Source organism: Pseudooceanicola lipolyticus (assembly GCF_002786325.1).
Taxonomy (GTDB): domain Bacteria; phylum Pseudomonadota; class Alphaproteobacteria; order Rhodobacterales; family Rhodobacteraceae; genus Pseudooceanicola_C; species Pseudooceanicola_C lipolyticus.
In genome coordinates, this window is record NZ_PGTB01000003.1 from 1 (window position 1) to 17,325 (window position 17,325).

Annotated in this window: 14 protein-coding genes and 1 pseudogene; 7 read left to right on the top strand and 8 right to left on the bottom strand. The window is 60.8% G+C overall.

The features are described from left to right. Together CVM52_RS02265 and CVM52_RS02270 are read left to right on the top strand one after the other, a co-directional pair. On the top strand, positions 1 to 1,735 hold a 1,735-nt coding region (locus tag CVM52_RS02265), incomplete at its 5' end, for an ATP-dependent nuclease (protein WP_205964850.1). Next, positions 1,728 to 3,509, top strand: coding sequence for an ATP-dependent helicase (locus CVM52_RS02270; protein ID WP_100160994.1), 1,782 nt, complete (start codon positions 1,728 to 1,730; stop codon positions 3,507 to 3,509). The genes CVM52_RS02265 and CVM52_RS02270, both read left to right, overlap by 8 nt. Before the next feature lie 84 nt (positions 3,510 to 3,593). Here the strand turns inward: CVM52_RS02270 and scpB are convergent, their stop codons facing one another. Beyond that, positions 3,594 to 4,205 carry an SMC-Scp complex subunit ScpB gene (gene scpB, locus CVM52_RS02275; protein ID WP_100160995.1) on the bottom strand — a complete coding sequence of 204 codons (612 nt, stop codon included), beginning with the start codon at positions 4,203 to 4,205 and terminating at the stop codon, positions 3,594 to 3,596. Between the two features lie 2 nt (positions 4,206 to 4,207). Then, positions 4,208 to 5,092 carry a DUF1403 family protein gene (locus tag CVM52_RS02280; RefSeq protein WP_100160996.1) on the bottom strand — a complete coding sequence of 295 codons (885 nt, stop codon included), beginning with the start codon at positions 5,090 to 5,092 and terminating at the stop codon, positions 4,208 to 4,210. A 378-nt stretch (positions 5,093 to 5,470) separates the two neighbouring features. Between CVM52_RS02280 and CVM52_RS02285 the strand changes: the two genes are divergently transcribed. Continuing rightward, positions 5,471 to 6,508 (top strand): tyrosine-type recombinase/integrase, encoded by a 1,038-nt coding sequence (locus tag CVM52_RS02285; RefSeq protein WP_100160997.1) that lies wholly within the window; start codon positions 5,471 to 5,473, stop codon positions 6,506 to 6,508. 881 nt (positions 6,509 to 7,389) lie between these two features. Then, positions 7,390 to 7,617, top strand: a complete 228-nt coding sequence (locus tag CVM52_RS26515) for a hypothetical protein (protein ID WP_133119768.1) — start codon at positions 7,390 to 7,392, stop codon at positions 7,615 to 7,617. A gap of 90 nt (positions 7,618 to 7,707) precedes the next feature. Here the strand turns inward: CVM52_RS26515 and CVM52_RS02290 are convergent, their stop codons facing one another. The 4 genes and pseudogenes from CVM52_RS02290 to CVM52_RS27580 all read right to left on the bottom strand — a co-directional run. Then, a complete protein-coding gene (locus CVM52_RS02290; RefSeq protein ID WP_100160998.1) occupies positions 7,708 to 8,841 on the bottom strand; it encodes a helix-turn-helix domain-containing protein in 1,134 nt (377 codons plus the stop codon). A gap of 222 nt (positions 8,842 to 9,063) precedes the next feature. Further along, positions 9,064 to 10,005 carry a plasmid partitioning protein RepB gene (gene repB / locus CVM52_RS02295; RefSeq protein ID WP_100160999.1) on the bottom strand — a complete coding sequence of 314 codons (942 nt, stop codon included), beginning with the start codon at positions 10,003 to 10,005 and terminating at the stop codon, positions 9,064 to 9,066. Further along, on the bottom strand, positions 9,995 to 11,197 hold the full coding sequence (gene repA, locus CVM52_RS02300) for a plasmid partitioning protein RepA (protein WP_100161000.1): 1,203 nt from the start codon (positions 11,195 to 11,197) through the stop codon (positions 9,995 to 9,997). The genes repB and repA overlap by 11 nt, the downstream gene beginning before the upstream one ends. A gap of 917 nt (positions 11,198 to 12,114) precedes the next feature. Then, a pseudogene (locus CVM52_RS27580) lies at positions 12,115 to 12,207 on the bottom strand (recombinase family protein); the annotation flags it as partial. Between the two features lie 226 nt (positions 12,208 to 12,433). Here CVM52_RS27580 and CVM52_RS02310 point away from each other — a divergent pair. After that, positions 12,434 to 13,513, top strand: a complete 1,080-nt coding sequence (locus tag CVM52_RS02310; protein WP_100161001.1) for a hypothetical protein — start codon at positions 12,434 to 12,436, stop codon at positions 13,511 to 13,513. Positions 13,514 to 13,840: 327 nt separating this feature from the next. Here CVM52_RS02310 and CVM52_RS02315 read toward each other — a convergent pair whose 3' ends face one another. Beyond that, positions 13,841 to 15,022, bottom strand: a complete 1,182-nt coding sequence (locus CVM52_RS02315; protein ID WP_100161002.1) for a ZIP family metal transporter — start codon at positions 15,020 to 15,022, stop codon at positions 13,841 to 13,843. Beyond that, entirely contained in the window at positions 15,019 to 16,227 is a 1,209-nt protein-coding gene (locus CVM52_RS02320) for a multicopper oxidase domain-containing protein (RefSeq protein ID WP_240620834.1), read from the bottom strand. Before CVM52_RS02320 ends, CVM52_RS02315 begins: the two co-directional genes overlap by 4 nt. 116 nt (positions 16,228 to 16,343) lie before the next feature. On the opposite strand from CVM52_RS02320, the gene mntR reads away from it, so the two are divergent. After that, complete coding sequence (gene mntR / locus CVM52_RS02325; RefSeq protein WP_100161004.1) at positions 16,344 to 16,796, top strand: manganese-binding transcriptional regulator MntR; 453 nt, start codon at positions 16,344 to 16,346, stop codon at positions 16,794 to 16,796. A gap of 99 nt (positions 16,797 to 16,895) precedes the next feature. Next, the gene (locus CVM52_RS02330) at positions 16,896 to 17,240 is read left to right on the top strand and encodes a hypothetical protein (RefSeq protein ID WP_100161005.1); all 345 of its coding nucleotides are present in this window, start codon (positions 16,896 to 16,898) and stop codon (positions 17,238 to 17,240) included. The last annotated feature ends 85 nt before the right edge of the window (positions 17,241 to 17,325 follow it).

Genomic DNA, 17,325 nt, shown 5'->3' on the forward strand with positions numbered 1-17,325 from the left:
CAAACCGAAACCCATGATTATCAAGATCAAACCCGCAGACTCTCGTTATGAACGAGGGACCGAAGGGGGGCAGGTCATGCCCGACAGCGCCCGTGAACTTGGCCTCGCCGATTTCTGGGACGGCCTTGGGAACCTGGAAGAAGACGACAAGATAGTCATTGCTGTCGAAATCGAAGAATTTGACTCTGATCTCGATATCCTTGCTCTGCTCACGGACTTCCGCCTCGACGATGACCCCGACACGGTCCGCCTGACCTACGAATGTCGCGCACGACCGGGATTAGGCAGTGCACCAACATCGGACAACGACCTGGAGTTCATTTGCTTCGGCGGTGAAAGCGAGACGAAACGTTTCGGCCATGACCTCCGCCGCCGCCTGACCATGGACCTGTTGCCAGCTCTTCGTGACGCTGAAGGTGACCTCGCGGCGTGGCGCCGATCGCCTCTACGCCCGCTCATCGAGGAAGCTTTCGCCGACATCGACCAGGCAGATCTTGATGAAATCGGTGAAGCAATCGAGGAAGCCACCGAAAAATTGACGGCGTTCCCGAGTGTAGGGGAACTTGAGACAGACCTCGGTCAACTCTTTGCAGCCATGAGCGGTCCCAAGCAGGATGTCAAACCACGACTTGGCTTTGGCGCCACTGATGTCACACGCCTTTTTCGTAACATAAGGCTGCTGATCGATGACGGCAGGCGGTCCATCAATGACGCAAGCCTCGGCTCGGCCAACATCATGTTCCTGAGCCTCAAGATGCTGGAACTGAGCAGGCTGATTGCGGAGAACCATCGCGATCATACGCTATTGGCCATCGAAGAACCTGAAGCCCACCTTCACCCGCATCTACAACGATCAGTTTATCGACACCTTTTTCAGTCAGTTGATAATCCTGATCAGCAGAAGCAGATGTCAGTGCTACTGACTTCGCACTCGCCGCATATTGCCAGCGTTGCGCCGTTGCGTTCCATTCTCTTGCTCAAAGAGAAAACTGACGAGGGCACGACCGGCTGCTCTACAGCGTCGATAAGACTGACAGATGATGAGGTCGACGATCTCACGCGGTATCTGGATGTGACGCGTGCTGAGATGCTTTTCGCCCGCGGTATCATTTTGGTCGAAGGCGACGCAGAAAAATTCCTTGTCCCACTCTTCGCTGAGGCTCTTGGCTGTTCGCTCGATATGCTCGGAATTACCGTGTGCTCAGTCGCCGGGACAAATTTCACGCCCTATGCGAAATTTTTGACCTCCCTGGACATACCCTTCTCGATCATCACAGATTGGGATCCAATGCCGAAGAGCAAACCCTTGGCCGTAAGTCGAGGAATCAAACTTGCGGTCGCGATCGAGCGCGCCAGAACAAAAAAAATCCCAAGAGCGCTCGCAAAGGAATTGGAAGACATCGCCGAAAACAAGGATGAAGACGATCTCGCAGGTCGCTTCGAAGATCTCGGCATCTATACGAACATCCGCACTCTTGAGACAGATCTGTACGAAGACGGGTTCGCAGCCGACATTCTCGACACGCTCAATGAAGGAAAGTGGAGCAAGGCGAGACAAGCGCAGATCGATGCCTGGATTGCCGATCACGACAGTATCGACCACAACCAAATGCTCAAGCTGATCGATGTGGTTGGGAAAGGGCGCTTTGCACAACGCCTTGCCTCAAAAATCGAGGGGCGAAAGCCCCCGCGCTATATCGAAGATGCTATCCGGTATGTGGTGAACCGTGTCTGACGCGTCCATCTATCTAAATGCCGCCGAAGATCTACGGGCTAATCCTGCACAATGGGCCGCCTACGAATCTCAAGGACACTGTGTTGTCCTTGCCGGTCCAGGTAGCGGGAAGACAAAGACCTTGACCGTGAAATTGGCACGTCTTCTGGCCGAAGATATTCAGGAGCCACGGGGCCTCGCCTGCATCACCTACAACAATGAATGCGCCCGGGAGCTCGAAACCAGGCTATCAGCGCTCGGCATAGAGGCCGGAAGAAGAGCGTTTATTGGGACGGTCCACTCCTTCTCCCTAACACAGATCGTCCTACCGTATGCCAAGGCAGCAGACATGGGGCTCCCCGACGAGTTTTGCGTCGCAACCCGCGCGGAGCGGCGTCAAGCATTGGAAACCGCTTATAGGAAGGTGATTGGCGGGCGTGACAACCCACAACAGCTCGATTTCACGATGGGCACATACCGCCGATCCATTCTGAACAGAAGCAGCGCGGAATGGCGTGAAACTGATCCCGAGATGGCCGCATTGGTGGAGGCCTTTGAGGCCGAACTCAGGGCAATTGGACGAATTGATTTTGACGATATGCCTCTTCTGGCCGTCAGGGCGCTGCGCGAGCATGAATGGCTGCAGCGCGCCATTCTCGCCAAGTACCCAGTCCTTGTTGTCGATGAATATCAAGACCTCGGAAGAGCGCTCCATCGTATGGTCATGGGTTTGTGTTTCAGTACTGGGATGAGGCTTTTCGCAGTCGGAGACGCCGACCAATCCATCTATGAATTCAACGGGGCGAACCCGCAGCTTCTTCGCGACCTGGCGGCCCGTGATGACGTCGAATGTGTGCGGTTGCGGCTGAACTACCGATCTGGATCGAAGATTGTAGAAGCATCCAGTTTTGCGCTTGGCGAAGCGCGAGACTACAAGGCGGTTGACGATGCGGAGGAAGGCACGGTCTATTTTCACCCTCAGCAGGGTAGCTACGAACACCAGGCCGCAGAGGTCTTCAGGACAGTCATCGCTGACATCGCCAAACGACATCCGGATTTGGAGCCCGGAGACATCGCTATCCTCTACCCAGCTGCCTGGCTAGGCGACAAAGTTGCCGAAGTAGCTCAGAAGGTTGGCTTGTCAGTTATCAGAACTGATACGAACGCAATATATCCTCGCGCTAGCCGCTTGATGCGCTGGCTGGAAAGCTGTGCGAAATGGTGTTCGGGCGGATGGCAAACAGGAACACCGCGATTCAACCATCTGGTCAACGAAGGCGCACGCCTGTTCGCTGAAGAGATCAACACACCAGAGACGCACCTTACCTTCCAACGAGCGCTAATGGAATGCCTCTGGTCGCGGCGCGATGGCGCCTTGGTACTGCGAAAGTGGCTGCCCGATGTTCGTGCGGCAGTAATTAAAGACCTGATGGTCAAGTGTCGCTCAATGAAAGATGAGGGCGAAACTTTGGACACTTTCATCGCGCGCACCCAAGCAGGCAAAGATTGTGAAGATATGACTGTCAGTCAGTTCGCCGGCCAAAGCGAAGGGAACGACAGCCTGCATCTTTCAACACTTCACAGTGCCAAGGGTCGAGAATTCCCGATCGTCATCATGTTTGGCATGGATCAGGGGAGCATTCCGAGAAAAGATTCCACCCCGTCACAGAAGTTGGAAGCTCGACGCCTTTTCTACGTGGGATTTACGCGAGCCAAATCGGAAGTACACATCATGCATTCTAGCTCGCGCCCGTCGCCTTTCATGACCGAACTTGCCGCACGCCTTGATCAATAGGAAAACTGCGTAGCGGCGACAGCGAACATATGCTTTTGTTAGAATGCCGATATCCATGGGCTGTGCAGCGGACGCGCGGCAACTTTACAGGGTTCTCGGCTCAGCTGCACCTACCACGCCTGCATCCTCCAACTGCTCTCGATCGGGAAGATCGCGCAGGCTCTCTAACCCGAATGCGACAAGGAACTGCTCGGTCGTCACAAAGGTATACGGCGCCCCACGCCGAGGCGACCTTGGCCCAGTCCCGATCAAGTCGCGCGCATGCAGTCGCCCAATCTGGTCGCGGCTGATCTCCTTGCCGAAGATGTCCTTGAGCCCGTCGCGTGTGATCGGCTGGTGGTAAGCGATGGCGGCCAGGACCGCGACGTCGAATTCGCTCAGGTCCAACAATTGGTCCCCGATATCTGCCGCCGCGCGGATCGCGGGGGCGTAGGCGGCGCGCGTGCGGAACATCCAGCCGCCAGCGACCTGGGCGATCTCGAAGGCCCGCCCTTCCAGATCGGCGGCGAGGTCCTCGACCAGAAGGTCGACCGAAGCCCCCTGCCCCACCACGCGTGCCAGGTCGTCGCGCGGCACCGGCGAAGCTGAGGCAAAGAGCACCGCCTCGATCCGGCGCATCCATTCCCGCCAGCGCAGCTCGGGTGGCAGGTCGGGCAACCCGCGATCCAGTTCGGGGTCAGAGCGATCCTTCGCCATCGCTACACCCCGTAAAGCCGGAAGGTGTCGCGCCCGGTCAGCTCGCGCACCGCGCCGAGGTCGACCAGCCGGTCGCAGAGCCGCCGTGCGGCCCGGTCCGGCAAAGGCAAGGCCGAGGCCGCGATCGCATCGCAGGTCAGGAACATCTCCACTGCCTCGCCGGACGCCTTTGCCCGCAGCTTGGGTGCGACAGCCTTCAGATGCGCCGCCCGACGCGCGAGGTCGGTGGAGAGACGCACGCCCTCGACCGCTGAGGCGATAAGCGCACGATGGCAGGCGAAGCGAAGATCATCGCCTTGCTTGCGCAGGTCAGCCCGTTTCAGGCCAGTCGCCAGCAGCGGCACGAGATGATCCCAACTGAGAGATTGGGCGAGGGCGGCATCCGCGAGGATCAGCCCTGCTATTTCTGCGCGCGGCGCCTCGCGCAGAACGGCTTCCAGCGCCATCGCGGCCCGGGTCACGGGCGCCCCTTTCCCTGCATCGAGCCACGTCGCGATCTGGCCCGGCTCGAAGGCCGGCAAGGCTCGACCCAGAGCCTTGATCGACACCGGCCGCTCCGCCGCGCGCCGCCATGCCAAGCAGGTTTCACCGGCCGGTCCGGGCAAGTCGCCCGGGCGCAGCAGGTGGAGCGCGTCGCGTAGCTCCCCCGCCCGCTCAGGACGACCAGAAAGCGCCACACAGGCCTCCGCCGCACGAAGCGCGAGCCGATCCCGCAACAAGGCGTGGGGCACGTCCACGCGTTCGAACACAAGATGCAGCTGGCAAAGCGCAGCACCCGAAAAGAACACAGCATCTTCAAGGGCTTCCGCGCGCGCGGAAGAGATCCAGGAGGGTATCCCGGACGGGGTGCCAAGGGCGCTGAGGGGATCCGGCCGGACAGGTGTCATGGGCGGATCCTACAGGAGCGCGGCGGTTGAGGCCATCTTTTCCGCCGGAAAACGCCGCAGGCTGCGGCCGGTCCTCATGTCCAATAAGTTTGCCTTATCGGACAACCGGAGATAGGCTGCAAGAAATACGGATCGCGTTCACAGTTCATCACTGGATTCACGTTTCATGACTGGATTCTCAACCTTTCAGGCACTTGGTCCGCGAGAGCGGCAGGGATTCGTGAGATTCCGGAGCGGTATTTATGAGGCTGGCCGAGTCGGAATTCGTGAGACTCGATCTGGCGCCTGGTGGTGTCGGCCCATCAGCGTGGTCTCTCGCCGATCTGAGTGCGCTCACACGCGACAGAGAGCCGCCAACGTTATCAGAGGGACTCCATCATGAGCACTGACGAAAGACCGATCGCCCTTCCGGACCACGTCGCCGGCTCCGGGACGCTGGATCGCCTCGTCGACACGGCCCGCGAATATGCCCGGGCGGCCGCGTCGGAGAACACCCTGAAGGCCTATGCGAAAGACTGGGCACATTTCACCCGCTGGTGCCGGATGAAGGGCACCGAGCCGCTGCCGCCCGTGCCCGAGATGATCGGGCTCTACCTCGCCGACCTGGCTTCCGGGGCGGGCCCCTCCCCTGCTCTATCGGTTAGCACCATAGACCGCCGTCTGTCGGGCCTTGCCTGGAGCTACGCGCAGCGGGGATTCACCCTTGATCGAAAAAACCGTCACATCGCCACCGTGCTGGCCGGGATCAAGCGCAAGCATGCGTGCCCGCCGGTGCAGAAGGAAGCGATCCTGGCCGAGGACATCGTCGCCATGGTGGCCACCCTGCCCCACGATCTCCGAGGTTTGCGCGACCGGGCCCTCCTGCTTTTGGGCTACGCCGGAGGCCTTCGCCGCTCGGAAATCGTCAGCCTCGACGTCCACAAGGACGACACGCCGGAGTCGGGCGGCTGGGTCGAGATCCTGGACGGCAAGGACGGTGGCGGCGCCCTCCTGACGCTGAATGCCAAGACCGGCTGGCGCGAGGTCGAGGTGGGCCGCGGCTCAAAGGACCAGACCTGCCCCGTGCACGCGCTGGAGCAATGGCTGCATTTCGCGAAGATCGACTTCGGTCCTGTCTTTGTCGGGATCTCGCGCGATGGCAAAAGGGCATCCGAAACGAGGCTCAACGACAAGCATGTCGCGCGGCTGATCAAGCGCACGGTCCTCGACGCCGGGCTCCGCGCGGAGCTGCCCGAGAAAGACCGGCTCGCCCTGTTCTCCGGTCATTCGCTGCGCGCCGGCCTCGCCAGTTCGGCCGAGGTCGACGAGCGCTACGTCCAGAAACATCTGGGCCACGCCTCGGCTGAGATGACCCGCCGCTACCAGCGCCGTCGTGACCGATTCCGGGTGAACCTGACCAAGGCTGCGGGGCTGTGACGCGGAGATGAAGCCTAGGCTCTGAACACGCCATACGTACCCATAGCAAGTAGGCTAACCGCGATTGCCAAGTTGATCGCGTTGTCCTTTTCGGATAGCGCGGCACCATGAAGATACCCGCCTCATTGCCGCGACTGAAGGGCTTACGCTTTCCTCGTGAAACCATCAGCTATGCGGGGTGGTCCTGCCCTTTTTCATTTCCTGCTGCATGATGATCGCTTCGCTGATCCTCGGTTTTGCGCAGGAAGACCTCGACCATGTCAACCCCCGGTAAGTTCCCCGGGCTCGACAGCTTCTGAGGACAAGCATCTGTCCAGCCTCTGCCGGCCTGGCCAGTTTCACGATCGAAGGCGCGCCGTTGTCCGCAAACGAGATCGAGTCGCCGGTCGTCGCCTCTCTGGCCCACTGGCAGTCTCTGCCGCAGCGGCGAAGCCACGCGATTGCCGAACTGATGCTCGCGGCCCGCGCGGGCAAGCCGCCGCTGATGGCGCGCACCCTGACCACTGGTATGACCCGCTGTTCCACGGCATCGAGGTTGAGGACCGCGGCCAATGGCGCCGTTTTCCCATCGAGATCGTCCGCGGTACCTACGGCCGGCGCGAAGACGTGCTGGATATCGCCCCGCCCCTGACCGAATGGCCGCAGAGATGGGGCGCTTCTTTGACTGGCTGGAGCAGGATCGCCACTCCCTGCCGTTCTCCCTGTCCCGCTAGATCGAAAGTGAGAAGCGGGGCTATTATTCGGCACTTCAGGCGGGGCGGCAGGTTTAGGGCGACAGCATCGACGCGACACCCTTTGTGCTGTGGTTGCTGGATCGGCTCGAGGTCGGGGTGACACAAGCCGCCCGCGAGGTGTAGTTCTTTGTCCGTCGGAACGCCTTCTTGACGCCTCATGCCGCCCTTCCGCGCCGGGAGCTGGCCGTTCTGCGCCGCCTCTTTGAAGAAGGACAGGACAGAGCCGAGCTGGGTATCTCGGCCGCGTCCTACGGCAAGATCGCGCGAGCTTCTCTGGCAAGCGCAACCCGTGATCTGGCAGAGCTGGAAGGTAAGGGCGCCATGGCGCGTGCGGCTGACGGCGGACGGTCCACGCGGTATCTGTTGAATTGGTAAACCTGGGCAGGTCGGATGTTGGCCATGGCCAACTTTGGCCGAATAATACGAACCCGGGGCGAGCCTACTCCCAGCGTCATGACGGCTTGATTAGACGACTTGGCCATGGCCAACTTTCGCTGCCCCATGGTCTCGCAAGACGGCCAGGAAATAGCGATCCGGTTGTTCGATCCGATCCGCTTGCTCTGCGATGCGATCAAGCTGTTTCAGGGTCGTTTCTAGCCCTAGAGATGTGAGTGCACGGGTGAGGGTTAGCTGGTCTATTCTCAGCATCTGGGCAAAGTCATGGAGCACATCGCGCAGTGCCCCCACGGATCGCGGGATATCGGGATAAAAGACTGACAGTGTCGGCAGGTTTGCCCAGACCTGTGCCACGGACACCTGCGCTATTTTTTTTGTTTCTGAATCTTCTGGTTCTTTGTGCCGGACGTTTTGCCCGTCTGTGCCGGGCGTTTCGTCTGTATCGGCATGTTTTGCCAGGTCCGCTACCGCGTCCTGCGCCGCGGGCAGTTTCGGTTCAGCGGCCAGGAGGACGCCGCGCAGACGTTCCATGATCTGGCGCGCTTCAATCCGGGTCAGGCTGACGCGGCGCAGGCCATTGCGCAGCCCATCGACGAAGGCATGGGTCGCGTCGTCCAGCTCAAGCGCAAGGCAGCGGGCACGCAGGGACTGGATGCAGGCCCTGAGACCGCGAAGTTCGGCGATCTCGTTGCGCTTTTCCGCGGCGCGGGTCAGCATGTCATGGGACCGGGCGAGGAGGGGCGACAGGTCGATCCCGAAAGCACCGATGATCTTGCCGCCGCGCTGCACGGGAAATCGCTTGCCGTTCGCGCTGTCGCGCCGCTCGATCAGGCCGATCTGCTCGAAACGCTCCAGGTGCCGTCGCAGTTGCCGCTCGGTGATGCCCTTGGCGCGAAAGCACAGCGTCTCGTTGGCCGCGAACACCGTCAGCAGCATGTTGGGCGAGATCGGAAGCTCGACACCGGTTTTCTGCTCCTTGCAGGGCAGGCAGCTGAGGAGGGCATCCAGCACCATCACGCCGGACGATCGCAGCCCCAGGTCACGGGATAGAGTATTGAGGGCGGCCATCAGATCGCGCCGCCGGACGGGCCTGAAGGCGGGTTGTTGGGTAATCGTTCCCAGTCCCGCAAAGCCGCAGCACTGCGAGTCGGCACAGGCAGGCTGTGCCTCGGCCCAAAGGGCCGAACCTCTGATCTCTTCCATCTGATTTCAGCGGGCAAACCGATACTGTTCACCGAAGGGGTGTTGCAGGATCCAAATTTTAGGGGTACCAAAATAGTGCTAGTAGATCGGGACCCTCTGGAGTGCTTAACCGCCTTCGGGGGGTTTCTTTTTGCCTGTAACTGCCTCCTGGTTGCTCTTTTTTGCCTCTGGTATCACCAGGTTGACCATGGACAACCTAGCAATTTCAATGTGTTACGCGTTTTATCCCCGTGACGACTTCCATTCGTCGTAGAGTGCCTGCAAACGCGCTTCCACAAATCCGATGAATTCCTTTTCCGCGTTATCCGCGACCTCGATGGTCATGCGGAGGCCTCGGGCCTTGCTGATGACCGGGCCTGCCGCTATCCGTCGTTGCGGGGCAGGGGAGGGGGCTGGGCGTTTCTCCGACGCCTGCAGCGCGGCGATCAGCCTGGTCAGCTTTTCGGTCGGCGTGCCCGTCTCGGGGACGAGCGTCAGGAGGTCGTTCCCGCCGGGGGCCCCGTCATCCTTGAGCAGACGCCGCAATTCCAGCCAGGGACGGCGGCCTGCATCATGTGCCGCACCGATGGCATAGATCACAGCATCGGGGACTTCGCGTGCCACGCCGACCAGCTTGCTGAGGGTTCCCTTGTCCACGGCAAGAACCTCGCCGATCTCGGCGCGGGAAAAGCCTTGCTCTTCCAGCCGGCTGGCAAAGATTGCCTGTTCGATAAAGCTCCGCTCCAGCCGGGCCGAGTTTTCCAGCGCCTGCGAGACGAGCGCCTCGCGCTGGTCCATCTCCTTGACGTAGGCCTTGACCTTGAGCCCAAGTGCACGACAGGCGGCGATCCGGCGGCGGCCATAGACGACTTCGTACCGCGGTCCGGACCCGCGGCGATAGCGCAGAAGCGCCGGCAGCTGCTGACCCGACGCACGGATCGACTCCATCAGGTCTTCCAGACCCACGGTCACGTCGAAGCGGTCGGCAATCTCGCTGTCTGCAATCTCGGCCGGGTCGATTTCTTGTGCGGCTTGCGCCGACACTTGTGATAGCACGTCCGACATGCTTTTGAGCGAGCGTGGGGCAGGGGAGGGATCGGCTGCCTTTTGCGGGGCAGGGGCGGTCTCCTCGGGCTTACGGGTGCCCATCTGGGCCAGGCTCTTGGCCAGCAAATCACGCTTCATCGGTGCCTCCACGGTTCCACGCGGCCTGGATCATCTTCTCGATGTCGTTGGAAAAGCCGATGACGGATTCCAGCGCCCGGTCATAGGTCTTGCGGTTCTTCGAGCCGCCAAGTTCGACCTCGAAGATTGTCTTCTGCGCCAGGCCCGCCTCGCTCACGGCCGAGGATTTGACAAAGGGCGTCGGGATCACGCTGTCCCCCAGCAGCTGCCGGATCCATTCGGACAGGTCCTGCTGCGTGCTGATCGCGGTATCGAAGCGGGTCAGCAGATAGGCAAAGTTGTCGTAGCTCCCGACGCCGCCATTGGAATCCAGCACCTCGAGGATGCCGGACGCCATGGTCAGGAATTGGCTGGCCGAGGCGAGGTCGACCCGCTCGGGGATGATCGTCATAAGCAGCGAGGTCGAGGCACAGACTGCCGACATCGTCAGGTAGCCAAGCTGGGGCGGGCAGTCGATCAGCACGATGTCATAGTCGTCTTCGACCTGGCGAAGCGGCTCACGGATCCGGTTGAAGAACACCGGCTGCTCGCCCCGGCTGAGTGCCGTGGGCGTTTCGGTCTCGAATTCCGACAGCATGATGCCGCCCGGCACGAGGTCGAGATTGGGAAAATAGGTGGTGCGCAGCACATCCGTCAGGGGCACGCGGGTCGTGTCGCCCTCGTTGTAGCGGATCGCGTCGTAAAGCGTGCCACCCTCGCGGAAATCGATTTCCGGCTGGTAGCCGAAGAAGGTGGTCAGCGAGGCCTGCGGATCCGCGTCGATCAGCAGTACGCGATACCCCCGCAGCGCCAGGCGCATCCCCAGGGTGACGGTCGTCGTGGTCTTGCTGGACCCGCCCTTGAAGTTCACGGTCGACCAGATCTGCAGCTTGTCGCCAGCCTTGCGCCCCGGCATGAACTGGAAAGGGTCCTTGGCGGTCTGTGACAGGATCTGGCGGATATTCAGTATGTCCTCGCCGGTATAGAGCCGTTTGTTGCCCGGGCCCTGAAATACATCGGGCAGCTTGCCGTCGAAATGCGCCTTGCGGAGGTAGCCGTCGGACACGCGCAGTAATTCCGCGACCTCGGAGGTCGTGAAGCTGCGCAGCGTCTTCTCCTCCTTGGGGGCAAGGAAGAGTTTCGACATATGTTCGAGCGCTTCGGAGAGACGCTCTGCATCGGCCTTGAGCTTGTCGTGTAGTACCGGGTGCATAGAATTCCGCCTGTCGCTTGCCGTTTGTTTTCGCGTTACTTTGACGAGACAGCTGCTCGGACTGCTCAGGAAACGCATTGCTTGGCGTTAGTATGGTTTTCGCGTTACTAGGTATGACGGCGGCGTGATCAAATCTCAAGCATATTCGTGTCTGACCTGGGGCTGTTGCAGGGAAAACAGGCTCGAACAAGGCGATTTGCGGTTGATCCGATGCTGAAGGCAGATGCTGTAAGTCGTTGGAATACAGCTGTTTCATGGCGTTCAGCATTGTCTGTTCAAGGGATTTTGCGCCAGCGCCGTGACAGTCGGCAGTGCCGGTTTCATAACGGCAGTAACGCTGTTCGCGTCAAATTTCCATGGTTCTGTGCCGGCGATCCCTGCAATGCGATTCTGGAGTCGGGATACATTTGGTGTGCGGCGAGGCCGCAGCCGTTACCGGCCCCGTGGTCGGGGCGGGCACGCTGGTCGCAGCGACCTGCCAGTCGAGCAACGCGGGAGAGGGGGCCCGCGCATGCAGGGACGCTGCGCGGGTACTGTCGCAAACTTTCGACTTTCTTTGCGCGCGTGATATGTCAGCGTGGCCCTGCCAACAAAACCGCACGGATCGTCTGGGCTGTCATGTCCAAACAAGAGGTTTACAAGCCAGCATGAGGCTTCGGGGTGCATGAAAAACGCCCCATACGAGTTGCAAAGGCAATCGCAGTGATGATGATCTTTGCCGCCGCAAACGGAACACCCCGTGGCATTGCCAGGGCAGCATAGCCCAATAAGTTGATAGGGATCCGGTTCGCGGACTTCATCAGGGCCAGCGGCATATGCGCCGCGCAAACAGGCCGGACAAATGACCGCTACACAAAAAGATCACAAACACAGAAGAAAACTCTTGCAAAACAGGGGCTGTCCACAAATGGCGATGCCATCTCACGGCATCCCGCAGATCGCAGCGCTTCAGACTGGGGCAGGGGGCTTTGATCCTCCGTGGATACTCTCGAATAGCCTATCAGGGGCACGGAAAAGGGCCGTTTGCAATTTCAGATACCACTAATAAACGACCGTTTGTAAACAGAGGCAAGGGCGCTCTTTGTGGTGCTGCAAATCAAGAACCCCTTGGTTTTCATATGCTGAGCGCGATCAGAGAGATATCGCAGACCACCGCGCGCGCGTGCTATATAGGGTGTGCAGGCGCACCCTAACAAAACATTTTGGTAAAATGCAAAAGCGCCATATTTTGCACATATGAAGCCTCAAGTACCTACGCAGTATAGTAAATTGGACGATCCTCTAGTTGATGCGGAGGGGATTGAAGAGACGTCCGAGGACGACCTGTGGTTCCTGCCCGGTCCAATAGAAGTGGAGCCGGATTATCTGCCGCCCGGACCGAGGGCAGAGTTGCGTGAAACCGCGGTCCTCGACGATTGGCGGAAGGCGGAGGCAGGTAATGCCGCCCGTCTTGCCCGTGTGGCTAGCCGGATTGGCGCGCTGGATGACCGTCTGCACCGTGGCCCGGAAGGCTGGCGGCTCAGGCTCGCCCTGATGGAGGCGGCAGACCTCAGCTGGTTTGTGGGTGACCGAATTGGCCCGGATCGGCTGGCGCTTTGGATATCCATGCGCTTGTCCGGGGTGCAGGACGACATCGCAGCGCTCGCGCGTGTCGGATGGGCGGTGCGCCGTCTGACAGGCGGTCCCGGTCCAGAGGTGGACTTATCCGTTTTCCTCGATCGCCGTGACCCTGAAAACATGGCCAATGAAGCCGAGCCCTTTGCGGATCGCGCGGTCGGTTGGCTTGACCTGATGGCGCAAGCCGCCCACCTGCATTCGATTACACGCGCCTGCATGGGGTTTCACCTCTGGAACCTTGCGGGCCTCGGGCAACAGGACGACCGGATGGAAGCGGCGGTTACCGCCGCACGCATTGCCGCGAGCGAAGGCCCGAATTTGAATGGGGGGGCCATCTTTGCGCCTCTGGCTATGCGCGGGGCAGGGGGGCTGCGCGCCAGTGGCCCACCTGCCGAGCGCTTGCAGCGTTGGCTCGAGGGAATGGAAACAGCATGCCTGACCGCGATGCGGCACCTCGACGATATCCAGGCATGGTCAGCGCGGGCGGACAACATGATGGCACCGCTCTCTGGCAAGACACCACCTGCATTGCGCGCGGTGCTGACCGAATGGCCCGTCGTCTCCGCTCCAATGGCCGAGACCCTGACCGGTGCCAGCCGCGCCGCCGTCCAGCGCAACCTTGCTTGGATGGAAGCGCAAGGTCTAATCCGCGAGGTGACCGAACAGGTGCGTTTCCGCATGTGGCGGGCGATGCCATGAAACACCTCTAAAGAAGCACTCGTTTTGGTGCGTAACATCTGTTGATAGTTCAACGGAGGACCAGAATCGTGACAGACCAAAAATATGAGACAGTCGATTTCGACGTGCGGCTCAGAAATAGTAGTCAGATGGATTTGCGGTGTTTTCACCTATCTGTGGGATCCTCTAGTCGCTCTAGCCTCAAATTCTTTATTTCGAAATCACGAAAGAATAAGTCTCTTGGGCGCACAAACTGGGGCACGAAAATTGCGATCTCCCCGTGGACAGACGGGGTCAGTTTATAGAGCTGGGCGACCGCCCCATGAAGCCGAGACAGCCGATCACCGCTCAGATCTTGATCAATGCCGCCGTCGCGTACATGAAGGCGATGCCGCCCAGAAACCCGACCAGTACGGCTGGTGACATCAGCGCCGCCTGCCTGTCGGCGTTTTGACGGACAAGGTAGGCGCTGACCTCGACCATGACTTGCAGGATCGCACCCGCTCCGACGGCGAGTGCCAGTGCCGACCATTGCGGCGCGTAGGCGAGGCTGCCCGCCCACATTCCAAGGACGGCCGGGCCACCGGCGAGCACCGTCAGGACGGCGAAAATCCAGATCGTGGGCCGGGCACGAAGCATCGGGGCGGCGAGGCCGATGCCCTCGGTGACATTGTGCAAGGCAAAGCCTAGGACGAGGAAAGTTCCAAGCCCCGCCGACCCGGCGGCGAATGCGCCGCCGATTGCCAGCCCTTCGCCGAAGTTGTGAAGCCCGATCCCGAGGGCAATGTAGAACGCAAGCGCGATGCCTTCCGGATTGCCGCGCCAGCGCCCGATCGCCATCAGCAGCAGAAAGCTTGCCAGCGCCGCCAGCCAGACCATGGCGGAGCCTTGGAATATCGCCGCCGCATCGCCGGACAACTTCAGCGCTTCCGCAGTCATGTCGATCAGCAGGAAGGCCAGCAACCCAACCGTCAGGGCGAGCAGAAAGTTCATCCCGCTTCGCCCGACGCCCTTCATGGCCGGATAGAACATCAGGCCAAGCGCCACCGGCAACAGGCCGACGATCGCACCGATCACTGCCTGCAGCCGGAGTTGACCCCAGGTGGGACTTGGCGTCGAGACGGCGACCCCGATCTCATGCCCGAAGGTCGCGCCCGTGTTGGTCAGCAGGTTGACGTGATGGGCCTCGCCGAGAACCCACGGATATGGAATTCGCAACCAGACCGCTTCGCCGCGGGCAATCGGCCCCGCGGGCTCCTGAGTGAAGGTCCAGTAGGCGTCGTCCACTGCGACCTGCGCGACCACCATTGCTTCCGATCCGCCGGCGCGCACACTGAGCGAAATCCCCGACCCATCGAGGATCGTCCGTTCGACCGTCAACGCCTCGACCGGGGGCGCGCCATTGTTGAAGCCGCGCAGCGGATCGAGCGAGGCAATCCACACGAAAGCCCCCAGCATGACGGCCAGCGGCACGAGAACGAGAAGCAGGCGGGTCATTGGCGGGCGGCTTTGTTCGGTCTGATCGGTCATGCTCCGGCCTCCCGCACGTCGAAAAAGCCCATCCAGCCTAGTTCGGTGAACTCGGCCTGATGGGCATGGAACATGTACAATCCATCCTCGTGGTCAGCGAAACTGAACTCGAGGATGCCGCGCTGCGCCTGACACTGCATGATCACATCGACCGTGCGCAGGGTCGGCGTGAGTTGCGAACCGGTGTCGTAGTAGTCGAAGAAATTGCCGTGCAGATGGAACGAGTTGATCGGGTCGAACTCGGTCGCATTCATGAGGTAGATACGGACCGGGCGCGACTTGTCGATCCGGATAGGCGCGTTCATGTAAGCTTGGCCGACCGTATTGACGGCATAGACCTCGTTCTCGCCGTCGAAATTGGTGTCAAAGCCGTTCATCACCATCGCCAGTTCCTGCCATTCGGCGTTTTCCGGGCTGCCCAGCACGCGCGACGCGGCGATTGCCGCAAATTCGGGGTGGCGCGCCGGATCAGGGTCGACCACGAAAAGTCCGTACATGCCCTTATGCATGTGCCGTTTCAGCGGCAGGGCATGGCAGTGATAGAGATGACAGCCGAAGGGCTTGGCATCGAACTCATAGACGAACTCCTCACCCGGATCGATCAGCCCGGCGCCTTGAACGCCGTCCATCTGCGCCGAGTGAATGCCGTGAAAATGCATGGAATGCGGGTGTGAACCGAGGTTGCGAAAGACGATCCGTAGCCGTTCGCCTTCTTTGGCGCGCAGGGCGGGGCCGGGAACGCGGCCGTTGAACGTCCAGGCGGGAAAGAAAACGCCGGGAGCGATCTCGATCTCCACGTCGATGACGTCCACCTCAAACGTTCGTAACGTGCGCCCATCCGGCAGAACTTCGGTCTGGCCTGTCTCCCAGTCGGTCAGCATGGCCGTCGGGTCGAACCCGTTCCGGGCGTGGTCGACCTGGCCGACCATCGTCATGTTGCCATGCGCCATGCCACTGTCATGGGCCGAATACGGATCGACCGCCCCGCCGGGCATCGCATGCCCCGCCATCGGGTCGGGCGTTGCCTGGGATTGCGCGCGGCTCGCGGCCCCGGCCGCTCCGCCGGCAGCCACTAGACCGCCGACCAACAACGCGCGTCGCGACGCCGATACTGGCTCCGTGACCATTGCAGGTGGCGCTGTGGGCCGAGATGTCTCCACGGCGGACGACACATCGCGCCCTCGCTTGCTGGTATCGGCAGGCATGGACGTGGTCCCTTCAAATGACACGCAGGCCAAAGTCCCGGCGCAAAAAGTTAGCTTCGGCTAATAATCATCGCTTAGGCTTTACGAGTCAATCCCGATCGTGCGAGGGTGGCGGCATGACGAACGATGAGAACCATGAATCAACGCAGGCAGAGGCGCGCGCGGTTGAAACCCGCGCCGAGGCCTTCATCGGTGTGCGCGAAGCGCGGCGCAGCGAAGTGGCGGAAGACTATGTCGAATTGATCGCTGAGCTGATCCACGAGAACGGCGAGGCCCGGCCGGTCGATATTGCGGCACGCATGGGCGTGACCGCGCCAACAGTCGCCAAGACGCTTGGCCGTCTGGCGCGGGACGGCCTGATCACTCGCGCGAAATACCGCTCGGTCTTCCTGACTGAGGAAGGTCGGGCGCTTGCCAAGGAATGCAGACATCGCCACGAGATCGTCTTGCGGTTTCTCCTGAGCCTCGGGCTCGACCCCGAGACCGCGGAACGCGATGCCGAAGGCATCGAGCACCATGTCAGCGAACGGACGCTTGCCCTATTCGCGGCGTTTTCCCAGCGGTCATAGGCAGGTGGTTGCCGCTGCGACAAGTCGGTTGGCCGAGGTTCCAAGAAACGTGATTTTGTGCCGCTGGCATTCGGATCGCGTGGGTAGTAGATCAAGATCATGAGACAATGGGCGCGCCTTATCTGCATTCTCTCGCTGGTGGCTTTTGCCATCGGCGCGGTCGCGCAGTCTGCTGGCTCAATTGCCATGGCCTCGTCAATGGTCTCCACGGATGGCGGCATGATGGCGATGGAAAATTGCGACGCCTGCGGCAGCTTGGAAGACGGTAAGATGGGTTCCGTCTGTGATTTTGTGTGCAATGCCGCGGGAATGGCCGCTCTTCTTTCGATCCCGGCTGGTACCAGCCCGATCGCTGCCACCGCAGCACATGAAATCCAGCTCGTGGACGTTCCGCACGGAATATCCGGCCCCCCGGCCAAGCAACCTCCTCGGGTCTACCTCTGATCTGACACACGGCGCCTGATTGCGCTTCGTGAGTTTCCCCGTGCCGGACGCCCTCAAATGGGCGTTTGCGCGGATCCATGAACGT

Excerpts from the sequence above, each read along its gene's own strand:
- scpB (WP_100160995.1), bottom strand. The coding sequence starts at position 4,205 with ATGGCGAAGGATCGCTCTGACCCCGAACTGGATCGCGGGTTGCCCGAC.
- CVM52_RS02280 (WP_100160996.1), bottom strand. The coding sequence starts at position 5,092 with ATGACACCTGTCCGGCCGGATCCCCTCAGCGCCCTTGGCACCCCGTCC.
- CVM52_RS02285 (WP_100160997.1), top strand. The coding sequence starts at position 5,471 with ATGAGCACTGACGAAAGACCGATCGCCCTTCCGGACCACGTCGCCGGC.
- CVM52_RS02290 (WP_100160998.1), bottom strand. The coding sequence starts at position 8,841 with ATGGAAGAGATCAGAGGTTCGGCCCTTTGGGCCGAGGCACAGCCTGCC.
- repB (WP_100160999.1), bottom strand. The coding sequence starts at position 10,005 with ATGAAGCGTGATTTGCTGGCCAAGAGCCTGGCCCAGATGGGCACCCGT.
- repA (WP_100161000.1), bottom strand. The coding sequence starts at position 11,197 with ATGCACCCGGTACTACACGACAAGCTCAAGGCCGATGCAGAGCGTCTC.
- CVM52_RS02310 (WP_100161001.1), top strand. The coding sequence starts at position 12,434 with ATGAAGCCTCAAGTACCTACGCAGTATAGTAAATTGGACGATCCTCTA.
- CVM52_RS02315 (WP_100161002.1), bottom strand. The coding sequence starts at position 15,022 with ATGACCGATCAGACCGAACAAAGCCGCCCGCCAATGACCCGCCTGCTT.
- CVM52_RS02320 (WP_240620834.1), bottom strand. The coding sequence starts at position 16,227 with ATGCCTGCCGATACCAGCAAGCGAGGGCGCGATGTGTCGTCCGCCGTG.
- mntR (WP_100161004.1), top strand. The coding sequence starts at position 16,344 with ATGACGAACGATGAGAACCATGAATCAACGCAGGCAGAGGCGCGCGCG.
- CVM52_RS02330 (WP_100161005.1), top strand. The coding sequence starts at position 16,896 with ATGAGACAATGGGCGCGCCTTATCTGCATTCTCTCGCTGGTGGCTTTT.